This window comes from Thermomicrobium sp. 4228-Ro (assembly GCF_026241205.1).
In the GTDB taxonomy this organism is placed as follows: Bacteria; Chloroflexota; Chloroflexia; order Thermomicrobiales; family Thermomicrobiaceae; genus Thermomicrobium.
Map to the genome: position 1 here is coordinate 1087127 of NZ_JAPFQM010000001.1, position 22205 is coordinate 1109331.

The 22205-nt window shown below is 66.0% G+C and carries 18 protein-coding genes and 1 pseudogene; 7 read left to right on the forward strand and 12 right to left on the reverse strand.

Annotated features, from left to right (window positions below; genetic code table 11):
• Positions 1–75: 75 nt before the first annotated feature.
• Positions 76–1056, forward strand: a complete 981-nt coding sequence (locus tag OO015_RS05285; protein WP_265940186.1) for a hypothetical protein — start codon at positions 76–78, stop codon at positions 1054–1056.
• A 37-nt stretch (positions 1057–1093) separates the two neighbouring features.
• Here OO015_RS05285 and OO015_RS05290 read toward each other — a convergent pair whose 3' ends face one another.
• Positions 1094–2155 carry an Ldh family oxidoreductase gene (locus tag OO015_RS05290; protein ID WP_265940187.1) on the reverse strand — a complete coding sequence of 354 codons (1062 nt, stop codon included), beginning with the start codon at positions 2153–2155 and terminating at the stop codon, positions 1094–1096.
• A gap of 217 nt (positions 2156–2372) precedes the next feature.
• Here OO015_RS05290 and OO015_RS05295 point away from each other — a divergent pair, with 217 nt between their 5' ends.
• Positions 2373–3248: a universal stress protein gene (locus OO015_RS05295; RefSeq protein ID WP_265940188.1), complete on the forward strand. Its 876-nt coding sequence runs from the start codon at positions 2373–2375 to the stop codon at positions 3246–3248.
• 80 nt (positions 3249–3328) lie between these two features.
• On the opposite strand, the gene OO015_RS05300 is transcribed toward OO015_RS05295, so the two are convergent.
• The 3 genes from OO015_RS05300 to OO015_RS05310 form a co-directional block, all read right to left on the reverse strand.
• Positions 3329–4348 carry an alpha-ketoacid dehydrogenase subunit beta gene (locus OO015_RS05300; RefSeq protein WP_265940189.1) on the reverse strand — a complete coding sequence of 340 codons (1020 nt, stop codon included), beginning with the start codon at positions 4346–4348 and terminating at the stop codon, positions 3329–3331.
• A complete protein-coding gene (locus tag OO015_RS05305; protein ID WP_265940190.1) occupies positions 4345–5382 on the reverse strand; it encodes a thiamine pyrophosphate-dependent dehydrogenase E1 component subunit alpha in 1038 nt (345 codons plus the stop codon). Before OO015_RS05305 ends, OO015_RS05300 begins: the two co-directional genes overlap by 4 nt.
• A gap of 276 nt (positions 5383–5658) precedes the next feature.
• Entirely contained in the window at positions 5659–7338 is a 1680-nt protein-coding gene (locus tag OO015_RS05310; protein ID WP_265940191.1) for an FAD-binding protein, read from the reverse strand.
• A 450-nt stretch (positions 7339–7788) separates the two neighbouring features.
• Here OO015_RS05310 and serA point away from each other — a divergent pair, with 450 nt between their 5' ends.
• Positions 7789–10002, forward strand: a complete 2214-nt coding sequence (gene serA / locus OO015_RS05315) for a phosphoglycerate dehydrogenase (RefSeq protein ID WP_265940192.1) — start codon at positions 7789–7791, stop codon at positions 10000–10002.
• Positions 10003–10012: 10 nt separating this feature from the next.
• Here the strand turns inward: serA and glgA are convergent, their stop codons facing one another.
• The 3 genes from glgA to OO015_RS05330 form a co-directional block, all read right to left on the reverse strand.
• On the reverse strand, positions 10013–11224 hold the full coding sequence (glgA, locus tag OO015_RS05320) for a glycogen synthase (protein WP_265940193.1): 1212 nt from the start codon (positions 11222–11224) through the stop codon (positions 10013–10015).
• 23 nt (positions 11225–11247) lie between these two features.
• The gene (locus OO015_RS05325; protein WP_265940194.1) at positions 11248–13512 is read right to left on the reverse strand and encodes a heavy metal translocating P-type ATPase; all 2265 of its coding nucleotides are present in this window, start codon (positions 13510–13512) and stop codon (positions 11248–11250) included.
• 129 nt (positions 13513–13641) lie between these two features.
• Positions 13642–14073, reverse strand: a complete 432-nt coding sequence (locus OO015_RS05330) for a pyridoxamine 5'-phosphate oxidase family protein (protein WP_265941018.1) — start codon at positions 14071–14073, stop codon at positions 13642–13644.
• A 605-nt stretch (positions 14074–14678) separates the two neighbouring features.
• Between OO015_RS05330 and solA the strand changes: the two genes are divergently transcribed.
• Positions 14679–15815, forward strand: a complete 1137-nt coding sequence (solA, locus tag OO015_RS05335) for an N-methyl-L-tryptophan oxidase (RefSeq protein WP_265940195.1) — start codon at positions 14679–14681, stop codon at positions 15813–15815.
• Here solA and OO015_RS05340 read toward each other — a convergent pair.
• Positions 15809–16792, reverse strand: coding sequence for a queuosine 5'-phosphate N-glycosylase/hydrolase (locus tag OO015_RS05340; RefSeq protein ID WP_265940196.1), 984 nt, complete (start codon positions 16790–16792; stop codon positions 15809–15811). The genes solA and OO015_RS05340 overlap by 7 nt on opposite strands.
• Positions 16793–16916: 124 nt before the next feature.
• Between OO015_RS05340 and OO015_RS05345 the strand changes: the two genes are divergently transcribed.
• Both OO015_RS05345 and ndk read left to right on the forward strand, forming a co-directional pair.
• Positions 16917–18557 carry a tetratricopeptide repeat protein gene (locus OO015_RS05345; RefSeq protein WP_265940197.1) on the forward strand — a complete coding sequence of 547 codons (1641 nt, stop codon included), beginning with the start codon at positions 16917–16919 and terminating at the stop codon, positions 18555–18557.
• A 70-nt stretch (positions 18558–18627) separates the two neighbouring features.
• Positions 18628–19077, forward strand: coding sequence for a nucleoside-diphosphate kinase (gene ndk / locus OO015_RS05350; protein WP_265940198.1), 450 nt, complete (start codon positions 18628–18630; stop codon positions 19075–19077).
• A 59-nt stretch (positions 19078–19136) separates the two neighbouring features.
• Here ndk and OO015_RS05355 read toward each other — a convergent pair whose 3' ends face one another.
• Positions 19137–19526: a hypothetical protein gene (locus OO015_RS05355; protein WP_265940199.1), complete on the reverse strand. Its 390-nt coding sequence runs from the start codon at positions 19524–19526 to the stop codon at positions 19137–19139.
• A 3-nt stretch (positions 19527–19529) separates the two neighbouring features.
• A complete protein-coding gene (locus OO015_RS05360; protein WP_265940200.1) occupies positions 19530–20141 on the reverse strand; it encodes a YczE/YyaS/YitT family protein in 612 nt (203 codons plus the stop codon).
• Between the two features lie 298 nt (positions 20142–20439).
• Between OO015_RS05360 and OO015_RS05365 the strand changes: the two genes are divergently transcribed.
• Positions 20440–21000, forward strand: a complete 561-nt coding sequence (locus OO015_RS05365; RefSeq protein ID WP_265940201.1) for an NADPH-dependent FMN reductase — start codon at positions 20440–20442, stop codon at positions 20998–21000.
• Here the strand turns inward: OO015_RS05365 and OO015_RS05370 are convergent.
• Both OO015_RS05370 and OO015_RS14180 read right to left on the reverse strand, forming a co-directional pair.
• Positions 20997–22055, reverse strand: coding sequence for a Y-family DNA polymerase (locus tag OO015_RS05370; protein WP_265940202.1), 1059 nt, complete (start codon positions 22053–22055; stop codon positions 20997–20999). The genes OO015_RS05365 and OO015_RS05370 overlap by 4 nt on opposite strands.
• Positions 22003–22164 (reverse strand): annotated as a pseudogene (locus OO015_RS14180) (DNA polymerase IV); the annotation flags it as partial. The gene OO015_RS05370 and the pseudogene OO015_RS14180, both read right to left, overlap by 53 nt.
• Positions 22165–22205: the final 41 nt, after the last annotated feature.

Consider the following 22205-nt stretch of genomic DNA (forward strand, 5'->3'; position numbering starts at 1 on the left):
GACGATGCCCAACGCAGGTACGCAGCGAGGCTGGAAGGTTGTCGTTTGCTCTTCGACACGCAGGGAGAACGAGCGATGGAAGACGCAGCGTTCCTGGTCGTCCTCGCCAGCCGGTGCGTCGGAGCCTGCGACCGGTTCTTCGATGCTGCCCTCAGCGCGGCGATCGAGGGTGCACTCGCCACGATTGCGATCGTGGGGCTCGTGTTCGGTTTTCGACAATGGCTCCGCGCGACGAAGTGGAGACGGCTCCGGGCGGAGACGGTGGCGGGCGCTCGAGCCAGTCCGGTGAACCGGAGCGTCGAGCTTACCGGACGGGCGACCAGCGACGCACCGCAGCGTGCGCCGCTGAGCGGCATCGAGGCTGCCGGGTACCGGCTGCAGGTGAAGGCGTTGTGGCGGCGACGCGACCTCCTGTCGAACCAACCGTACAAGTACGAGCGCATCGAGAGCGAGGACGCGTACCTGGACAGCATCCTGCTCGACGACGGCACAGGACGCATCCGGGTCGACGTCACAAATGCCCAGTGCTACTGGCCAGAGCGTGAGGCCGAATGGGCGTTCCACGAAGCACCGGAATGGGTGCTCGCTCGGTACCGGGAAGCGGAAGAGCGGCAAGCCGAAAGGATCCGAAGGCTGAACGAGTTCGGTTACAAGCCGCTCCGGATCTCCGTCTCCGAGGAGGTGCTCCCGCTCGGCAGCGAACTGTACGTCATCGGTCGCTTGACCGATCCGGACACGCTCGTCGCTGAGGTCGCCAGCACTGGCGGTGAGCAGGCGACCCGGCGCGCACTTCGTGCGGAGGCAGTGACGGCGTGGCTCCTCGCGATCGTGGCGACCTGGTTCGCGATTCGCCTCCTCCCGTGGCTCTCTGCGGAGTGGGCAACGTACTCAGCGGGCGAGCCGTACCTGGGGTGGCGAGTCATCGACTACGGTCTCCTGCTCGTGCTGCTCGGGTTCACCGCGTTCGGTGCTGCCGTCTTCGCGCTCCTGCCCGCATCCGCGATCGGGCGATACCTGACCTTCCGAGGCAACAGGAATACCCCACGATACCCATAACGTCTCCGCCGGAGCGTAGGCTTCCCGTGACGAGCGTTCAGGCAGGGAACGGCACCTCGTATCGCTCAGCGATCTCGCGGAGCTTCTCGAGCACCGCCGGATGCACCGGAATGCCATTGGCACGCCGCTCTTGCTCCGTTTCGTACTCGAGGTCACCAGGCACGAGCACGCGCTCGGCCCCCTCGGCCGGGCGAGCACGGCGGAGGTCCCCGAGCATATCGTCCATATCGGCGAGGAACTCCTCGAGCGGTCGGAAGACGTCGATGCGGATCGCCAGGAACGCATGGCCAGTCCCGGACGGTCCGAGCGTCTGCGACCGCGAGCCGCCGACGTACTTGGCCCAGACACCACCAGCCAGCTGGCCGCACAGCGTTTCGACGAGGAGGGCCAGCGCATACCCCTTGTGACTCCGGAGTTCGGGAAAGGCACCGAGCGGTGTGAGGTAGCGGGCGGCGAACGGATCGGTCGTCGGCCTCCCCTCGGCATCGAGTGCCCAACCGAGCGGGATCGGCTCGCGCTTGCGGCGCGCGATCTCGATCTTGCCCCAGGCGACCGTACTGGTCGCGCCATCGAAGACGAGCGGCCGCTCCTTCCCAGCTGGTATCGCGAAGGCGATCGGGGCAGTGCTCAGGTAGGCATCGCGGGCGAAGGGTGGGACGACGAGCGGGGTCGCGTTCGTCATCGAGACGCCGATCATGCCCGGCTCGTCGAGCGCCATCGTTGCATAGTAGCCAGCGATCCCGTAGTGATTGCTGCGCCGCACCGTTGCAAGGCAAATGCCGCTTTCCTTCGCCTTCTCGAGGCAGCGCCGCATCGCCCGATAGCCGCTGACGAAGCCGATCGCGTTGTCAGCATCGAAGACGACGGTCGCTGGTGTTTCCGCAACGGCTCGGATAGCCGGGCGCACGTTGATGGCGCCAGCCTCGAGCCGCCCCACGTAGTAGTCGAGGCGGGCGACCCCGTGGGAATCGAAGCCACGGACGTCGGCGGCGACGAGGATTTCCGCACTGATCGCCGCGTCCTCTTCCGGCAGGCCAGCCCGGGTCAAGACGGTAGTCACGAACCGCTGCAGCTCCTCGACCGGTATGCGTGCCGTCACTACTCCCCCCTTCGCGCCCTCGAACACCGCTCACGAGCGGATGATAGCGTACCGCGCCGCCTCCCGGAGCGCGAACGCTGCACGCTGTTCCCCCGCTGACAGAGCAATGACTACATGTTATGCTGACGTCGCACCGCCTCTCTTTCTGTTTTCTGCGCGGGGATGGGCTGTCGTCAGTGTGCCGGTGGATCCGAGCGGAGGGAAAGGACGGGAAGAGATGATCGCATCGGTTGTCGTTCCACTCGATGGCTCCGAGCTCGCCGAAGCAGCCCTGCCGTACGGTAAGGCGCTGGCTGAGCGGTTCGGTGCCAAGCTCTATCTGGTTCGTGTCGTCGACATCGACGCGCCGGCCGATGTTGCCGCAGCTGCGCGCGACTACCTAGCCCAAACGGCGCAGCGCTTGGGTATGGCGGCAGACATCGCCGTACGCTACGGTGACCCGGCTGCCGAAATCATCGACCTGGTGCTCGAGCTACCCGATCCGGCGATCGCGATGACCACGCATGGGGGGAGCGGTCTCGGTCGCTGGCTCTACGGGAGCGTCGCTGACCGGGTCGTACGCGGAGCGGGCGTCCCCGTCTTGCTGATTCGCTCCTCGATGCCGCAGCGCGAACCTGGGGCGGTGCACGCGATCATGCTGCCGGTCGACGGCTCGGCACTGGCCGAGGCAGCGATCCCGTATGCCAAGGAGCTGGCTCGCCGCTTCGACGCGACCATCCACCTCGTCCGCGTGGCCGAAACACCCGAGATCTACAGCCTGCTCAGCGTGCCAGCCGGGGCCCCGGCTTCGGCTGACGTGCTGAACCAGCTCGCGCAGCAGCTCGTCGAGACGGCGACGGCGTACGTCAACGAACTGGCCGAGCGCTTGCGCAGCGAGGGACTCCGGGTCGAGCCGCACGTCCTCGAAGGACTCGCGCCCGAGCAGCTGCTGGCGTTCGAACGCGAGCGAGAGCCGAGCCTGGTGGTGATGGCGACCCATGGACGGAGCGGGCTGAGCCGTGTCGTCTTCGGCAGTGTCGCTGAGCGGCTCCTGCGCGAAGGGACAGTACCCTTGCTCCTCATCCGCCCACCGGAGGCGACACAGGCGAGTTGAGATTGCGGCGCAGAGCATATCGACATGGGCACGGGGCGCCTGCGGCAGGCGCCCCGTGTCATGCAGTCCGTTGGAATGCCTCACGCCCGTGCACCGGCACCGAGCAACGCCTTCGCCTCGGCGACGATCCGTTCGACGCTCGGAATCACCGCGCGCTCGAGCGGCTCGGAGAACGGGATCGGTACGTCGGGCACGGCCAGGCGGCGAATCGGAGCCTTCAGCGCATCGAGCGCGCCAGACTGGACATGGAAGGCGACCTCGCCGGTCATCCCGTAGCTCTGATAGTCCTCGTCGACGATCAGCACGCGACCGGTCTTGCGTGCTGAGGCGACGAGCGTTTCGGTATCGAGCGGGACGAGCGTCCGTAGGTCGATCACCTCGGCCGACACGCCGTCCCGAGCCAGTTCCTCGGCGGCACGCAGGCAGCGGTGCACCATGAGACCAGCCGCGATCATCGTGAGGTCGCTCCCCTCGCGACGCACCGCTGCTTTGCCGAACTCGAGCGTGTAGCGCTCCTCCGGTACTTCCTCTTCCTGCCCCTCGAACGGCAGGAACGGCAGGCCAGTCAGCAGCTTGTGGCCGAAGATGACGACCGGGTTGGGATCGCGCAGCGCGGTGATGGTGAGCCCCTTGGCATCGTAGGCGGTCGCCGGCACGACGACCTTGAAGCCAGGAACATGTGCGAACAGCCCGTAGAGCACCTGCGAGTGCTGGGCCGCGTCACCGTAGCCACCCCCGATCGCCGTGAGGATGGTGACCGGCATCGCGAACTGTCCACCGGACATGTAGTGGTTCTTGGCGATGTGGTTGTACATCTGGTCGAATCCCGCTCCGAGGAAGTCGACGAACATGAGCGATACCACCGGATGCATGCCGACCGAAGCCGCGCCGGCTGCTATCCCAAAAAATGTTTGCTCAGTGATCGGTGTATCGATCACGCGGTCGCGTCCGTACTTCTCGTGCAGGCCCATCGTGAAGCCGAAGACCGCACCCCAGTAGGTCACGTCCTCGCCGAGCACGACGATGTCCGAACGCTCGGCCATCTCCTGATCGATCGCTTCGGCGATCGCGAAGGCGATCCCTTTCATCGTCCGCGTCATCGGAACACCCCCACCAGCGCTTCTTCCGGATCCGGCAACGGGCTCTGCTCGGCAAAAGCGATCGCCCGGGCGACTTCTTCCTCCGCCTCGCGGCGCAGTCGTTCGAGCGTCGTGTCATCGGCCCAACCGAGCCTCTTGAGTCGTTCGCCGAGTCGCGGGATCGGGTCGAGCTGCCGCCAGCGCTCGACCTCCTCGCGGGTGCGGTACTCTTCGGCATCCCCCTCGAAGTGGCCCCGGTAGCGATAGCAGACAGCCTCGATCAAGCTCGGACCGTACCCGGCACGAGCTCGCTCGATCGCGTCTTTGGCCGCTCGCCACACATCGATGAGGTCCATCCCGTCGACCAGATAGGACGGGACGTTGAAGCCGAGCGCGCGCTGGAACTGGTGCGGCTGGGCGAGCGCCTGCCACTTGGGCGTCGAATCGGCGTACATATTGTCCTCGATGACGATCACGAGCGGGAGCCGCCAGAGCACCGCGGCGTTCAGCGTCTCGGCGAGTGTCCCGTGATTGGCAGCACCTTCACCCGCGAACGCGACAGCGACGTGCGGCTCGCCGCGGTGCCGGAACGCGAACGCCGCACCAGCCGCCTGTGGGAAGGACGCACCGACGATGCCGCTGCACGAGAAGCGATGCTCGGCATCGAAGAGGTGCATGTGCCCACCTTTGCCGCGGCAGAGACCGGTGACCTTCCCGAAGATCTCGGCGGCGAGCTTGTCGGGCGGAACGCCCTTCGCCAGCGCATGGTGATGCGGCCGGTGCGTGCTGACGACAGCGTCCGGATCGCGGAGGTGCGTTCCGACGCCGACCGCGACCGCCTCCTGGCCGACCGCGAGGTGCATCTCGCCGCGGATCGGGCCGGCGGCCATGTTGAATTGCGGCGTCTTGCCGATGTAGTACCGGTCGGCGATCGTCTCCTCGAACGACCGGATGAGACACATCTGCCGGTACGCCGCGAGCAGGATGTCCGGCGTCAAGCCAGCCTTCTCGACGGTGTACCGCAGGTCAGCGAGACTCGGCTCAGGCTTCCACATGCCGCACCTCCCTCACTGCACCGCGGCCAGTTCAGTTCGCGCCTCTGTTCCCAGCGTAGGAGTCATCGAGTCAGCTGTCAAGAGGGTGAGCCGATAGCTACGGAGCTGCCTTGGAAGGGAAACGATAAAGGGGTCGAAAGGTCGCGAGGAGGCTGCTGGCACCGCGCAGAGAGCGCCCACCGGAGTCATCGCTGGGCTCGTGGCCGCGCCGCGAGTCGGACAGCGACGGGTGCGTGGAAAGAGCAGCGACCTCCTGCTCCCACCCACTCGACCGCCTCAGCTGCTGGCGAGCGACTCGGCCAGCTGGCGTACGGCGTGGAGCATACCGATATAGGCGAAGGTACAGGCCGGCCCGATCGTCGAGCCCGGTCCGGGATAGGTGCGGCCCATCACCGACGCAGTTGTGTTCCCGGCCGCGTACAGCCCGGGGATCGGTTTCCCGTCCTCGCGCAGCACGCGCGCCCACTCGTCGGTGAGGAGCCCACCTTTGGTACCCAGATCCCCTGGATAGATGGCCGTGGCGTAGAACGGCGGGCGATCGAGCGGCCCGAGGTTCGGATTCGGCCGCACCCGCGGATCTCCGTAAAAACGGTCATAGGCACTGTCGCCGCGATGGAAGTCTTCGTCCTTCCCAGCCGCCGCCATGCGGTTGAAGCGTTCCACCGTGCGCTCGAGACCATTGGGATCGATACCGCAGCGGAGCGCGAGTTCGCGCAGCGTCTGCTCCCGGACGAGGAATTGCTGGCTCGTCATCGATCGCGGTGTGAGCAGCGGTGGGACGAAACCGAATGGGTAGTAACGACGGTGCTTGGAATCGATGATCAACCACGCTGGGATCGCTGGAACTTCGCGATGTCGCTCGTACTGGGCATGGCCGCAATCGACGTAGGACGCCGACTCGTTCATGAAGCGCTGGCCACTCGAGTCGACGATGATGCCAAAGGGCAAGGAGCGTTCCCAGAGGACGAAGAGCGGTCGGCCGTTCGGCATGATCGCTGTCGGGCCCCACCAGGCATCGTCCATGAGCGCGACCGCTGCGCCGATGGCTTGCGCCGCACGAATCGCATCACCTGTGTCGCTCGGGGCCGCGCTCGTCCATTCCGTGGTGATCGGGTGGGGGTGGTAGCGCTCGCGCATCTCCCGGTTGTGCGCGAATCCGCCAGCCGCCAGTAATACACCGCCCCGCGCGCGGATACGAACGCGCCGTCCCTGATGGTCGACGACCGCACCGACGACGGCCCCGTCTTCCGTCAAGAGATCGACGAACGGGCTCTCCAGCCAGATCGGGATGCTGCGCTGGAGGCAGAGAAAGAGGAGCTGCCCGATGAGCGTGGCTCCGAGCGTGAGCGGCACGCGGCCGCGCAGGCGGTAGGACAGGAGTCGCCAGAGGACACGCGCTGCCGTCAGGGCCCCGCCGGGCGTTCGGAGGACGAGGGCGAACTGACTCGCTTCGTTCGTATGAAGCGGCACACTCGGCAGATTGGGATACCGATGCAGGCGGGACAGCCAGGGACCGAGCTGTCTGCCATCGAAGAGGGCTCCCTCGATCGACCGGCCGAAGGTCGAACTACCCGGCTTCTCGGGATAATAATCGGGATAGCCGAGCGATGGCCGCCAGCGGAAGCCCAGCCGCTCCAGGAACTCGACCATTTGTGGGCCGTACTCGAGGAAAGCGCGCCGGCGCTCTGGCGAGGAGGCAGGCCCGACATCCCCGATCACCTCGTTCATATACCGGAGCGCTTCATCGAAGGAATCGCGTAAGCCAGCTCGCCGACTCACCGGGTTGTTCGGAATCCAGAGCCCCCCACCCGACCAGGCGGTCGTCCCGCCGACGTACGCTGTTTTCTCGACGACCAAGGGCTCGAAACCGTGTTCTGTGACAACCAGCGCACCGACCAGCGCTGCACCGCCGCTCCCCACGATCAGGACATCGGTCTGATAGTCGAAATCCGGCATGGCACCCTCCCTGCCGCATCGATGGTGCGCGCCCCGATGTCCGTACTCTGCCAGCGATCGACCGATTCGTCAACCGCTCGAGCACAGGAGTTCCCGTTCCGGGAACCGGACAGACTCGTTGCCTCGACCAGCGGCTTGCGAGAATGAGCATCGTCTGACCCTTGCTCACGTCGTGTTTTCCCGTATACTACAGTGAGCGCATCATTGCGCGACCGCAGTCGATGCCGAACCGTAAGGAGGGAACGAGAACGATGAACCAGTACACCGCCTCACGAGTCGACCAGCGTGTCGTCTTCTTTACCGCGGCGGTGGGCTTCGGTTCCGGTTCGGGTTGCGGTCACGGCTCCAGTAGTCCCTCCGGTTCCACTCGCAGCGGTTCCGGTCGCCACGGAGACGCTGTGACGATCCGTTCGCTTCCTGTCACCGGCAGACGTGAACCGGAGGGGATCCATGGAACGGCAAATACGGCTCGCCCTCGATCTTGACGGTGTCCTGACGGAGCATCCGGCGCCCTTGGCCCAAGCGGCCAACCGGGCTCTCGGGATGCAACTTCCCGATCACGCATTCGTCGATTCCCACGGCTGCAACGTTCCCGAGGCTGTCCGCCTCTGGGTCTACGGCCCCGGCGGACCAGCGACGTTACTCGATCCTGCCCCCAACGCACCGCAGCTCCTGCGCGACGTGCTGCGCGCACTCGGGAGCGATCGTGTGGTCATCATCACGGCGCGACCGGAGCGCTCGCGCGCGACGACGGAGGAGTGGCTGCAGCGACACGGCTTTCCCCAGTGCCGGATCGTCTTCACCGACGACAAGGTGGTGGCTGCCCGTGAACTCGGCGTGACGCATACCATCGAGGACAGCCTGCGGCACGCGACATGCTATGCCGAAGCCGGTATCACCTGTTTCCTCTTGACGAACGAGCCCGCACCACCCGGCGAGTCGCCCTTCGTTGTCCGCGTGCCTGATCTGACCGCTGCCGTCCAATCGGTTCTCCGTCTCGTTGGGGCACCGCTCCCGACTGCCAGCAGCGACGGGATGCTGCCGCGTCGGCGGCGCATCGTGGTCAGCGACGTGATCGACCAGCGTGCCCTCGAGCGGCTGGCCGCTGAGGCCGAGGTGATTGAGGTCGATGGCCGCGACAAGGAAGCGCTCTACGCAGCACTGCGCGACGCGGACGCCTTGATCGTCCGCAGCGAGACGCAGGTCACCCGCGAACTCCTCTCCCACGCACCGCGTCTCCGCGTGGTCGCACGCGCCGGTACCGGCGTCGACAATATCGACCTCCAGGCAGCGACGGAAGCCGGAATCATGGTCCTCAACGCACCCGGTGCCAACGCGGTCTCAGCGGGTGAGCACACGATCGCCCTCATACTCGCCATCTCGCGCTGTCTCATCGAGGCGAACGCAACGACGCACGCCGGACGCTGGGAACGCAAGCGCTTCCGCCCATTCGACCTCAAAGGCAAGACCGTGGGCATCGTCGGGCTCGGTCGTGTGGGATCAGTCGTTGCCCAGCGGCTCCGCGCCTTCGAGGTCCGCTTGCTCGGCTACGACCCGTACATTACCCGCGAACGCTTCGCTCAGCTCGGTGTCGAACCGGTCGACTACGAGACGCTGCTCGAGCACAGCGATATCGTCACGTTCCACGTCCCCGCGACGCCAGAGACCCGCCACATGCTCGACGCCCGGGCGATCGCCCGGATGAAGCGCGGTGCGATCGTCATCAACTGCGCGCGCGGCGAGATCGTCGATGTGTACGCACTCGCGGAAGCGCTGAAGAGCGGGCAGATCGCGGCAGCCGGTGTCGACGTGTTCCCCGAAGAGCCAGCGTACGAGAGCCCGCTGTTCGGCCTCCCGAACGTGGTGCTCACGCCCCACATCGGCGGCTCGAGCCGGGAAGCCCTCCAGGCGGTCGGCGAGATTATCGCCACGACGACGCTGGCTGCCCTCCGTGGCGAAGTCGTCCCGAACGCGGTCAACCTGCCAGCTGCTTCGCTCCATGCACCGGAACTGCTCCGCCTCACCCAAGTGGCTGAGGCAGCCGGGCACCTCATCGCCGTGCTCCAGCCATCCCGCCCGTCGCACTTCCTCGTGACTGTTCACGGCCAGGTCGCACCGGATATCGCCGAGCATGTGACAGCAGTGGCGCTCGCAGCGGCACTCCGGCGCTGGACGGTACGACGCGTGACACCCGTCAATGGCCGGCTGGTCGCCCAGGAACTGCACCTCTTCGTCGACGTGCGCTTCGATACCGGCGCCTCGTCGGTACCCGAATTCAACTTCGAGGTCGATGGCGACCCGCCGCATCACGTCATGGTGCGCTGGGATCACCGCCATGCCGGCATCATGGAAGTCGACCGCTTCTCGCTCGAGCGACCGCTGGCCGGACACATGCTCATCACGCATCACCGCGACCGACCCGGCATCATCGGCCGCATCGGGACGATCCTCGGCCGCTATGACGTGAACATCGCGGGCATGCAGGTCGGGCGGCGCGAGCGCGGCGGCGAAGCGATCATGGTGCTGAACGTCGACGACCCGATTCCGGAAGCAGCCTTGAACGAGATCCTGCAGGTGCCGGACGTGTGGACAGCTTATGTTGTCTCGCTCCCGGATCCTGTCGATGCACCGGCACCCTTTGCACCGGCTCTCGCTGACGACTGAACGGGCAGGATCACACCAAACGGCGATAGAGGTCGAGCGTGCGCTGGGCGACGGCACGCCAGCTGAAGTGCTGTTCGACCCGCGCACGTCCGTTCCGACCGAGTCGCTCGCGGAGCTCCGGATCGTCGACGATCCGCTGGATCGCGGCTGCCAGGTCGCGGGCGAAGGTGTCCGGATCGACCGGCTCGCCGCGTTCCGGATCGACCTCGACGTGCACCAGGATCCCGGTCTCGCCGTCGACGACCACTTCCGGTATCCCTCCGACGTCGGAGGCCACGACCGGGCACTCGCAGGCCATCGCCTCGAGATTGATGAGGCCGAACGGCTCGTAAATCGAGGGGCAGCAGAAGACAGTCGCGTGCGAGTAGAACTGGATGACGTCGGAGCGCGGCAGCATCTCCGGGATCCAGACGATACCGCGCCGTCGAGCACGGAGCTCAGCCACCCGCGTCTCGACCGCCTGCGCGAGTTCCGGGGTATCCGGCTGCCCAGCCAGGAGGACGACCTGGACGTCAGGGCGGAGGATCCGTACCGCATCGAGCAGGTGCACGATCCCCTTTTGGCGCGTGATCCGGCCGACGAAGAGGACGTACGGCCGGCCGAGGTCGACGCCAGCACGCTCGAGAGCGCTCGTCTCGCTCGTCTTGCGATAGAGGTCGATATCGATCCCGTTGTGAATGACGTGGACGCGCTCCGGCGGTATCGCGAAGAGGTGGAGGACATCCTGGCGCGTCGCGCCGGATACGGCGATCACGGCATCGGCCGCCTCGATCGCTGTCCGCTCCATCCAGGAACTCAACCGGTAGGCGGTCCCGAGCTGCTCGGCCTTCCAGGGACGGAGCGGTTCGAGCGAGTGGACGGTCAAAACATACGGCCGCTCCCAGAGAAGTCGGCCCCAGAGCGCTGCCAGGTCGGTGTACCAGGTGTGCGCGTGGATGACATCGGCATCGATCGGATCGCGTACCATCAGGAGGTTCCGCGACAAGGCATCGAGGGCCGACCAATGGCGGCGGTCTCCACCGCGCCGGATCTCTTCCCATCCCAGGTAGCCGCGGACGCGCAGGTTGGGCTGCTCGGTGTCCTGATCGCCGAAGCAGCGCACTTCGACCGAAACGGAGCGAGCGAGTTCGCGGGTGAGGTACTCGACATGCACGCCAGCACCGCCGTACACGTGCGGCGGGTATTCATTGGTCAGTACTAACACCTTCGAGACATCGCCCATGTCGCCCCCGGCAGCCCATCGTATCACGCCGGCGCGACGGCATCCCCGATCCGCGAGGACGCTGCACTGGGACGGAAGGCAAGAAGCCGCAAGCCGTTGAGGACGACGACGATCGTGCTGCCCTCGTGACCGACCACCGCGAGCGGCAGCGGCACGCCGCGTACGAGAATACTGGTGACGAGAATCACGATCACAGCGAGAGCGATCGCCAGGTTCTGCACGATGATGCGCCGGGCAGCGCGCGACAGCTCGATCGAGTAGGGCAACTTGGTCAGATCGTCGCTCATCAGGACGACATCGGCCGTCTCCAGCGCCACGTCCGTTCCTGCCGCGCCCATCGCGACCCCCACATCGGCAGCCGCGAGCGCCGGCGCATCGTTGACGCCGTCACCCACCATCGCGACCCGGAAGCCCGCCGCCTGCAACTCGCGGACGACCGCGACTTTCTCTTCTGGCAAGAGATCGGCTCGCCACTCGTCCAGACCGACTTCCCGGGCGATGGCTCGCGCAGCACGCTCGTTGTCGCCAGTCAGCATGACGATCCGGCGGACGCCGAGCGCGCGCAGGCGCTCGACCACCTCCCGCGCGACTGGTCGGACGGTATCCGCGATACCGAGCACTCCCAGAACGCGCCCGTCGACCGCGGCATAGATCGCCGTCCGGGCACGCTCGCGGAGTGCCTGGGCGACCTGTTGGAGATCCGCGGGGACGGCGACTCCATGATCGTGCAGTAGTGCCTCGTTCCCGATGAGGACGTCCAGACCGTCGAGTTCAGCCCGGACTCCTCGCCCCGGAATGGAGGTTAACGAGGTCACGCGATCGATCAGCGTGCGGTCGAACGCGTGCGCTGCTTCCGCGTGCGCAACGACCGCCAGCCCGAGAGGGTGTTCCGACCGATACTCGACCGGTGCGACGATGCGCAGCAATTCGATCGGGTCGACACCCGGTGTCGGTATCACATCGGTCACCCGCGGCTTGCCGACCGTCAGTGTCCCGGTCTTGTCGAAGACCACGGCATCGACCACACCGATCGTCTCGAGTTGCAACGCTCCCTTGAACAGCACGCCGCTCCGGGCCGCATTGGCGAGCGCCGAGAGGATCGAGGCCGGCGTCGAGATGACGAGTGCGCAGGGAGAGGCAGCGACGAGGAGCGTCATCGCCCGGTAGAAACTCGTCGCAGGGTCAGCGCCCAACGCGACCGGCAACCCGAACGCGAGCAGCGAAACCACGATCACACCTATCGCGTATTTCCCCTGGAACGCTTCGGCGAACCGCTGAGCGTGCGACTTCTGTTCTCGCGCTTCTTCGACGATCCGAATGATGCGCGCCAGGGTGCTCTCATCGACCGGCCGATCGACGCGGATTCGGAGCAGGCCGGTCGTATTGAGTGTCCCGCTGAAGACCTGATCCCCCGGTCGCTTGTGCACCGGCAGCGACTCACCGGTGATCGCCGACTGGTCGACACTGGAATCTCCCGCGACGACCGTGCCGTCGATCGGGATACGTTCGCCTGGCCGAACGATGACTTCGTCACCGGGCACGAGTTCCTCGACCGGGAGGACGACTTCGTTATCGTCGCGGATGGCGAGTGCGGTATCCGGTCGCAGCGCGATCAGCGAACGGATGGCCCGATGCGTCCGGCCGAGCGCGTAGTGTTCGAGCGCGTTCCCGAGAGAGAAGAGAAATAGCAGGATGCCGCCTTCCGGCCAGGCACCCAGGACAGCGGCACCGGCTGCTGCCAGGATCATCAGGAGATCGATATCGACGGTCTTTTGGAGAAGCGCTACGACTGCGCGGTAGCTGGCGTACGCTCCGCCGGCGAGGTACGAAGCCAGATAGAGGGCGAGCGGGAGCCAACCACCGAATCCAGCCCGCTCGGTAGACCAGGCCGAGAGCAGGAAGACACCGGTCGCAGCAGTCGTGAGGAGGAGTCCGTGCTGCTGCCACCAGAGGACCCGTTCCTCGCGGCTCCATCCTTCGGGTCGTCGAACGGGGACGACGAGCGTGCGCAGCTGCTCACCGCCAGCTAGACCGTTCCCGACGACGAGCGGGTCACTCGTGCTGGAACAGCGTGGACAGCTTCCGCCATGTCCAGCGCAATGATCGGCGAGACGTGCTGCGACGGCACGGGCGCGAGCATGAACCCGGTCTGCAGCGGCATCGTGCCGGTAGCGCACGACCAGCTGGTGCTGGTCAGGGTAGTAGGTCACTCCGACGATTTCGCCCTCGCTGGTGAGCTCCTCCAGGAGCGTTTCGCATTCGCTGCGTGTCGTCGCGGACAGTACCATACGACCGAACCTCTTTTTCGAATTTGAGAATGAGTCCTATTCGCAACGGTCGAAGTGTACCGCGAGACGTCCGGGGCGTCAAGGACCACCACCCCGCACCGGACCGTCAGTGGCTGGATCGGCCAGCGATCAGTGGCGCAGCCCTTCGCTGTGCTTCACGGTCAGGATCTCGATCGTCATGTCATAGAGCACGATGCGGTCGAGGTACGGGTAGCCAGGTTCGAACAGCGAGGGATCGCTGTACGTCTCCAGCAGCCGGTCGAAGAACCACGTCTTCGTCTCGTCGTCCTCGACGATGCGCACGCGCCCGAAGGCGACGACACTGGTGTAGACGAGTGCCGAGTTACAGGCGTACGGTTTCCCAGGATGGAGCGGCCCTATTTCGGCAGCCTCGATGCAGACTCGGGGATCGCGGCGAATATTGGAAAGAAAATGTCCTTCCTGCGCGCCGGTGTGGAAGTACAACGTCTCGCCACCTGGGTAAAAGAACACAAGGGGAACGACAGAGGGCCAGCCGTCCGAACCGGTCGTCGCAACGTGGATGACCTGTTGCTGTTGCAGCCATCGACGCCCCCGGCATCAGGCATCGAGCGCTTGACACGTCGCACACGGCCCCGGTAGTCAGCCGCACGCTGAGGCTCTTGCATCGCTCGTCCCTCCGTTCCCTCGAGCTCGTCCGGTGGCGACGTCGGACGAGTAGAGATCGTAGGATACCGACATACCATATCGACTGGCTCTTCCTCGCTCGCACACGGTGACACGCTGGCATAGAGCGGAGCGCGCGACAGCGCTGGTGTGGATGATGGCTCCGCTTGCTGTGGATAACCGGCTCGCTCATCCACATCCATTGCGTCTCGCTGTGGGTATCGACATCTCCTGGCGCGGACAGGCAGTGGACGGAGGCTCGCGCAGTGCCAAACGGGCGTGCTGCTTACCCACAGGACGTCGGTTCCGACCAGGCAGTATCCACAGGAACGCTCCACGACGTTGGGCCCCGTGATCGCGGTTTCGTCACTCTCCCCACGATCCACGCCCCCGACTACGGTGACGGATTCTCCCCAGCGCGTTATGGACATGGACTCTCCACCACGTGTGGGACGTGCGAGAATCGGGAGTGTGAACGTGAGGGAGAGCAGGGAACCACCAGGAAGAAGGGACACAGGCAGATGCAGAGTGCTGAAGTCGTGATCGTTGGCCTCGGGATCATGGGCACGGCCGCTGCTGCAGCATTGGCCCGGCGGGGTCATCGTGTCCTAGGGCTTGAACAGTATCCACCGTTCCATACGCGTGGATCCTCGCACGGGAAGACGCGAATTATCCGGGAGGCCTATTTCGAATCACCGGAGTATGTCCCACTCGTGCAGCGAGCGTATGCGCTCTGGGAAGCGCTCGCCGAGCGAACCGGGCGCACGCTCTTGCGGGTGACCGGCGGCATCAGCGTGGGACGCCCGGAGAGTCCGTTCATCACCGGGGCACGCGAGAGCGCGCTCCGCCACGGACTCGCCCACGAGCTCCTGGATGCTGCGGAGGCGAGGAAGCGGTTCCCGGCTCTCCAGGTGCCCGACGACTTTGTTGCCCTGTATGAGGGCAGGGCTGGGATCCTGTTCGCCGAGGAATGCTGGCGGGCGTTCATCGAGGACGCGGTGGCGCACGGTGCCCGACTGCACTTCGGGGTACGAGTGACCGGTTTCGCGCCGGAGGGGAGCGGCGTCGCGATCGAGACGAGCGAGGGGACAGTACGAGCCGATCGTCTCGTCGTCGCCGCGGGACCGTGGGCGCCGGAGGTGCTGGCCTCGCTGGGGTTGCCCTTGACGGTGCGGCGTGTTCTCGTCGTGCACGTCGAGCCGCGGCGACGCGAGCTGTTCGAGTTGGGACAGCTGCCCATCTTCTTGCTCGACGTACCGGAGGGCGAGTACTATGGCTTCCCGTGGCTCCCGGAACAAGGGGTCAAGTTCGGTCGGCACGACGATGGCGAAGCGTGCACGGCGGAGACGGCACGTCGGACGATCACCGAGGCAGAGACCGCACACATGCTCGCGGTGCTGGGGCGATATCTGCCGGAGGCCGCTGGGGCACTCCTGATGCCGGTCACTTGCCTCTATACGATGACACCCGACGCGCATTTCGTCGTCGATCGGCATCCGGAGTGGCCACACGTTGCCTTCGCCGGCGGCTTTTCTGGTCACGGATTCAAGTTCGCACCGGTGATCGGCGAGGCGCTGGCGGATCTGGCGATCGATGGGCGTTCCGAACTGCCGATCGGTTTCCTCGGGGCAGCCCGGTTCGGGACACGGCATCAGTAAAAGCGTGTCCGGGTACGGTGGTACGGCGGTGCATCGGGCGGCAACGACTGGCCGAGTTGCCAGAGAGCCCAGTCGACTTGCCAGGCAGCTGCAACCTGGCCCTGCGCGTGCAGGCGAGCGACGAGTTCGTCGACGGCGCAGACGGTCGCGGCTCGGATCTCGACTTCCTCGGGGGAACCAGCCGGGATCTCCTCGCGTGCATCGATGCGGCGTGCCAGGGGTTCCGCGTATCGGAGCGCACCGTAGAAGCGGAGCACTTGGGGAAGCTTGTAGTCAGCGAACGCGGTGAGCGCATCGAGGTCGTGGAAGGAGCCGAGGTCGCGACCCTGGAAGGCGCCGGCGAGGTCGGTGCAGAGCAGTTGCGCACGCTTGGAGAACGGCACGACGAGACCAGCGTAGGAAGCGAAATCGCGGAAGGAGGGGAAGAGCTCACTGACCAGACGCACTAACGCGGCGGCGCTCCCGGCTGCACTGCGCACGAGATGCGCAAACTGGCCGTCGCAAGCTGTGAGAAGACCCTGTGCGACTTCCCGGACATGCTCGATACGCCAGCTGAGCAAAGGGATCGTTCCCTCGCCAGCGAACAGGTCGGCGATCTGGTCGTCGGTGAGCTGAGCGAGGTACCTGGCATCGTAGAGCGGTTGACCGCGTTCCAGTGCGCGTCGCAGGGCAGCTGCGAGGGCCCAGTAGCCGTCGTAGAGCTGGTCCCGATAGCGGATGCGCCAGCGCGGTTCTCCCCAGAAGCAGAAGTTCAGCGCATCGAGGAGGAGCACATAGTTCGCAGTCTGTTCCGGCGTCCCGCGCCAGTGGAGTGGGTGATCCCAGTCCGGGAGGTCGGGGAGCGGGGTGGGAAGAAGAGTGAGTATACGCTCGATCCCGCCTGGATCGAGCTGCACCCAGCGAGCGCGTTCGAGGACGATGCGCGTCGCAGCGCGGATGCCGAGAGGGTCGGGTAGGGTTCGGTATGCAGACAGCATCGAGACGCTCGCCTTCCGGAGCGCGCAGACGCCGAAAATGGGAGGATCCGGCTACACAGGCGCCGAACCCGCTCCAGTATACTGGCGGTACGATGCCGCTCGCTGCCGTGCATGGGGGACGAGGATGAGTGCCATTCCGCTGGGCGAAGCTGTGGAGAGAGCTCAGCGCGCGATCGGGGAGGGGCGACTGGACGTAGCCAAAGCGATCGTCGAGGCGATCCGTTCGGCCGCACCGGAAGCAGCGATCACGCAGCGGCTGTGGAGCCAGGTTCTGCTGGAGGAGGACGCCGAAACGGCCGAGCGAGTCCTGGTGCGGGCGGTCGAGATCGATCCGGAAGATGCCGACGCGTGGGCCTTGCTCGCGGAGACACGGCGACGCCAGGGTGATCGCGACGCTGCGCGCCGGTTGCTGCAGGTCGCCTGGGAGTCGGCGCCCTGGCGCAGGGAGTTCGCCGAGCGGCTGCTCGAGTGGTACCGGGAGGACGGACAGGATGGCCAGTTGTGGCTGTCCCGAGCGGGGCTGTCGGCGGTGTATGTTGCCCAGGGGTGGTGGACGCGCGCCGGCGAAGAATGCCGGGCGGTGCTGGAGGTAACGAGCGAACGGTGGGATCTCCGCCAACGGTTGTGCCTGGCCTTATGGTGGCTGGGTGCGCGCGAGGAAGCTGCCGCAGAGGCGGAGCGGCTGTTGGCGGAGCGCCCCGAGATGGTGGGCGCGCTCATCGTGGCGACATTAGCAGCCCGCGAACGGGGAGACGAGTCGACGGCGCGACGACACCGCGAACTCCTCTGGACGCTCGATCCGGTGGGTGAGTCGATCGCTCGGTGCGTTCCGGTGGAGCGATGGGAGGAACGAGCCTGGTTGCGAGCGCCGGAACAGGTGCTGGTGGAGGAACGCTGGACGGTTGCGTCGCTCGGCGTGACAGCGCTGCTCTGGGACCTGCCGACGGACGAGGAGCTGGAGGCGGCTCGGCCGAGTGGCCAACCGATCGAGGAAGAAGCACTCGGGGTGGAGATGCTGACCCTCGCCGAGGAGATGGCGGGAGAGAGCGAGAGCCACGCTGGGGAGTTTGCGAGCGAGGTGGCAGAGGAGGCACCAGCCGGGGGAGAGACGCTCTGGGAACTGCCGAGCGATGAGGAGATCGAGGCAGCGCGCCCGGCGAGCGAACTGGAACGCGGATGGACGAGCCTCCTCGAGGAACTCGGCGCGAGCGGAGTGGAGCCGCTCGTCATCGAAGAAGCCGGGGAGGGCCCTCCGGTGAGCGCGGTGGTGGAGAGAGCGAGCGAGACTCCAGGCGAGGAGGCGGTGAGCGCGGAAGCGGGAACATGGCTCACCGCGGGAAGAGGAGCCGAGGAGGGTGGCGTCGGGCAGGTGGAGCGGTTGGCAGGGACGGAAGACGTCGAAGCGGCGAGAATCGGATCGACGGCAGGGGAGACGGAGCACTGGGAACCGAGCGCACCGGCGGTCAGCGGGGTGAGCGATCGGACAGCGGGTGCGGAAGTGGAAGTTGGCTCGATCGTCGTGGAGTTCGAGCGGCTGCTTGCCAGCGGGGCGGTCGGAGAAGCGGTACGGTTGGCCCAGCGGGTTGTCCATCGCGGGGGAGAGGACGCTGAGGCGCTGGTGCCGCAGCTGGAGCGGCTGGTCGCGGAGGGCGGGCCAGGATCCCGGCAGGCGGCGATGGCGCTGGGTGCCTTCTACCGGCGGCGAGGGGAAACGGGCCGAGCGGCGCGGTACTACGAGTTGGCGCTCCGGCTACGCGGTGAGTAGGCTACAGGATAGGTGAGCGGAGTGGAAGCGGGCGCGCGGGCGCCCGTGTTCGTTGCCGGAGGGTAGGAGCGTGGAGCGATCGTTGATCATCGTGAAGCCGGATGCAGTGCAGCGGGGCCTGATCGGGGAGATCTTGCGACGGTTGGAGCAACGGGGTCTCCGATTCATCGGGCTGAAGCTGATGTGGATCGACCGGGAGCTTGCGGAACGACACTATGCGGAGCATCGCGGGAAGGCGTTTTTCGAGGAGTTATTGTCGTTCATCACCTCGGGGCCAGTGGTCGTGGGGGTGGTGGAAGGGCCGCGCGCGATCGAGGTGACGCGCAAGACGATGGGGAAGACGGATCCGGCGGAGGCTGAGCCGGGGACGATCCGGGGGGATCTGGCGCTGTCGATCGCGCAGAATGTGATTCACGGCTCGGACAGCCCGGAAAAGGCAGCGTACGAGATCAGCCTGTTCTTCCGCGAGGACGAGCTGGTGAGCTACGAGCGAGCGATCGACCGGTGGATCATGGGCTGAGCGGTGTGTTTCACGTGAAACACGGGGGCACCAGTGCGGTGCCCCCGTGTTGCGTTGCGTCAGCTGTCGCTCTGCCGGATGATGAGCGGGTGCTTGTGCCAGGCGGCGAGCAAGCGCGCGAGCTCGTCGCGCAACTCGATATCGGAGATACTCGGGTCGATCTCCTCGCTCTCCTCGTAGGGCTGGCCGCCGAACCACTCCCGCCCAGCGGACGTGTGCACGAGCGTGCGATGCAGGATTCGCTCTCGCCGCACGACCGTCCTGTCCCCTTCGCGGACCACGTACAGACCGAAGCCCGGTGCGAGTGCGATCCCGACGACTCCGTGGTCGGGATCATCCACCAGGCCCGGATACCCCGGTGCGGTTCGGTCCGCGAGTTGCTCGGCGACCCGCCGCAGCATGGGCAACAGGCGCTGACGCAACGAAACGAAACTGTCTGGCGTCATCATCGATCACGCTCCCTCGTTGTTCCTCCGGTAACCCTGTGCGTCGAGACCGAAGAGATAAAATCCGAGGCGCACAGCTGGCCCGACCGTCAACGCGACGACGATCGTTCCCACGCCGAACGATCCACCGAGAACGATTCCGGCTATCGTGACCGAAACCTCCAGTGCCCACCGGACCCAGCTGACCGACCACCCGGTCCGACGCGCCAGTGCCAGCATGAGGCTATCACGCGGTCCAGCACCGAAGTCAGCCCCGCTGTACATCCCGGTGGCGATACCCAGCAGAATCACGGACAGTCCGACTTCGATCGCACCGCCGACGAACGAGGTGGCTTCGGGAACCCAGCCGAGCCACAGCAACACATCCATGAACACACCGATCAGCACGAGGTTGGCCAACGTTCCGATGCCCGGGGGCACGCCGAGCAGCCAGCTGACCCCGACAACGATGGCACTCACCGCGATGCTCGCCTGCCCGACCGTCAAGACCGTGTGCCGGGCAAGTCCGTCCTGGAAGACGACCCAGGAATAGGCACCCAGGCCACTCTGAAGCCCCAGCACCAGCGCGAGTGCGAAGAGAAACAACCCAGAGACCAGCGTGACCCACCGCCTGAGCATCGACTGGTGCCGCTTCGACTGTCCCAAAAGAACGCATGACATCCGTGACATCATAGACGCCTGCTTCGTCTTCTCCTCGCAACGATCCATCGACCTCTTGCCCGAACGAAGGTGGACGTCCGATTGCCTCGGCACTACCACGTTCGTTTGCCGCGACACCCGTTCTCCCTGCCTTTCGCAGTTTCCTATCCCTCACAGCGACCTCGCCACTCAGGGGGCACGTTCGGCACACTCTACCTGGTGTGTGTCGAGCGCAGCACGCGCTCGGCACAGTCGGCCAATTCGGAAAGGAGGTACTGTGGCTGACGAGCCGCTTCGGATCCTCGGCATCCCAGGGAGTCTCCGACGTCAGTCGTACAACCGGGGGCTGCTCCTCGCCGCGCAGGAACTCGCACCCCCTGGGGTCACGATCGGTCTCTACGAACTCCACGATCTACCCCTCTACAATCAGGACCTGGAGGAGGCTGGTCCCCCCGAGTCCGTCCTGCACTTCAAGCGCGCGATCGCGGAGGCGGATGCGCTCCTCATCGCCACGCCCGAATACAACTGGAGCGTTCCCGGTCCGCTCAAGAATGCGATCGACTGGGCTTCCCGACCACCAGCGACGAGCCCATTGCGCCGGAAACCGGTGGCGATCATGGGGGCCACGACCGGCCTCTTCGGGACCGTTCGCGGCCAGCTCGCGCTGCGTCAGGTCCTTCTCTCGACCGAGTCGTACGTCCTTCCCAAGCCAGATGTCCTGGTACGCGACGCGGCCAGCCTCTTCCGGGAGGGTCGACTGGTCGACGAGCCCACCCGGCAGATGATCCGCCAGCTCGTGGAAGCGCTGGTCGCCTGGACGCTCCGTTTCCGCGATTAGTCGCGTCGCTTCGTGAACCAGCCGGGTTGGATCGGCAGGCCACGTGCCCGCAAAATGTCGATCGCTGCGAGCACCCGCTCGCACCGCAGTGGATCCCGCGAGGCGGTGAACAGCCGGAGCCGGAGCGCCCGCTCGCTCGATACACCCACCCGCACGCCGAGCAGTCGCACCGGCTCCCGCTCCTTCGCTAGGAGCGTGCGCACGAGTTCGCAAGCGACCTGCCCGACGACTGCCCGGTCCGCTGACGCTTCTACCGGTGCTCGCTGGCGCGTCACGGTGCGGAAATCGGCAAAACATACCTTGACCGCGACGATCCGCCCCTGCAGGCCGGCCGACCGCAGCTCGCTCGCTACCCGGTCAGCCAGTCGAAACGTCGCCGCTGCGACCTGTCTCGGATCGGTGAGATCCTGCGCGAACGTCTCCTCGTGCCCGAGCGACTTGGGCCCCTTTCGCCCGAAACCGACCGGCCGGAGATCCCGGCCGGCCGCCAGCTCGCGCACCAGCTCGGCGCGTCGCCCGAAGACCGGCTCCAGGAGATGGGAAGGGGCTGCTGCTACCTGTCTGAGCCGCTCGATTCTGAGCCGTCGAAGTTCCGTGGCAGCTCGCGGCCCGATACCAGGCAGGACCTCGATGGGAAGCGGTGCGAGGAACTCCTGTTCCGTTCCCGGCTCGATGAGACGAAAGCTGTTCGGCTTGGCTAGTTCCGCCGCCACCTTGGCCAGAGTCCGGTTGGTCGCTACGCCGATCGTCGCTGTCAGCCCGAGTTCCTGTGCCATGCGAGCGCGCAGCTCCTCGCCGGCGCGTCGAACCGTATCAGGCCGGCCGATGTGCTTTCCGAGCTCGAGACACGCTTCGTCGATACTCAGCATCTCGATCCGATCGGTCAGCCTTCCCAGCAGCTGGCGAAAAGACCGCGAGAGTCCCCGATAGTACGCGCTTTCGGTTCGCAGGACGATCGCTTCTGGGCACCGGCGGCGCGCCTCGACCAGCGACCGATCGGATACCGAACGCTGGTGCTTCGTAGCTCGCTGAGGCAACGACGGCACGCGGCCCATGACCGGCGATCAGGACGGGACGCCCCCGCAGTTCCGGACGTCGTCGGTGTTCACCGGCGACGAAGAACAAATCCAGGTCGATGTGCAACACGGCTCCCTCGACGGTCATGATCGGCGTGAGTACCTCCGGATCTGTTCCGGGAGAAACGG

Excerpts from the sequence above, each read along its gene's own strand:
- OO015_RS05285 (WP_265940186.1), top strand. The coding sequence starts at position 76 with ATGGAAGACGCAGCGTTCCTGGTCGTCCTCGCCAGCCGGTGCGTCGGA.
- OO015_RS05295 (WP_265940188.1), top strand. The coding sequence starts at position 2,373 with ATGATCGCATCGGTTGTCGTTCCACTCGATGGCTCCGAGCTCGCCGAA.
- OO015_RS05300 (WP_265940189.1), bottom strand. The coding sequence starts at position 4,348 with ATGACGCGGACGATGAAAGGGATCGCCTTCGCGATCGCCGAAGCGATC.
- OO015_RS05305 (WP_265940190.1), bottom strand. The coding sequence starts at position 5,382 with ATGTGGAAGCCTGAGCCGAGTCTCGCTGACCTGCGGTACACCGTCGAG.
- OO015_RS05310 (WP_265940191.1), bottom strand. The coding sequence starts at position 7,338 with ATGCCGGATTTCGACTATCAGACCGATGTCCTGATCGTGGGGAGCGGC.
- serA (WP_265940192.1), top strand. The coding sequence starts at position 7,789 with ATGGAACGGCAAATACGGCTCGCCCTCGATCTTGACGGTGTCCTGACG.
- glgA (WP_265940193.1), bottom strand. The coding sequence starts at position 11,224 with ATGGGCGATGTCTCGAAGGTGTTAGTACTGACCAATGAATACCCGCCG.
- OO015_RS05325 (WP_265940194.1), bottom strand. The coding sequence starts at position 13,512 with ATGGTACTGTCCGCGACGACACGCAGCGAATGCGAAACGCTCCTGGAG.
- solA (WP_265940195.1), top strand. The coding sequence starts at position 14,679 with ATGCAGAGTGCTGAAGTCGTGATCGTTGGCCTCGGGATCATGGGCACG.
- OO015_RS05340 (WP_265940196.1), bottom strand. The coding sequence starts at position 16,792 with ATGCTGTCTGCATACCGAACCCTACCCGACCCTCTCGGCATCCGCGCT.
- OO015_RS05345 (WP_265940197.1), top strand. The coding sequence starts at position 16,917 with ATGAGTGCCATTCCGCTGGGCGAAGCTGTGGAGAGAGCTCAGCGCGCG.
- OO015_RS05355 (WP_265940199.1), bottom strand. The coding sequence starts at position 19,526 with ATGATGACGCCAGACAGTTTCGTTTCGTTGCGTCAGCGCCTGTTGCCC.
- OO015_RS05360 (WP_265940200.1), bottom strand. The coding sequence starts at position 20,141 with ATGCTCAGGCGGTGGGTCACGCTGGTCTCTGGGTTGTTTCTCTTCGCA.
- OO015_RS05370 (WP_265940202.1), bottom strand. The coding sequence starts at position 22,055 with ATGGGCCGCGTGCCGTCGTTGCCTCAGCGAGCTACGAAGCACCAGCGT.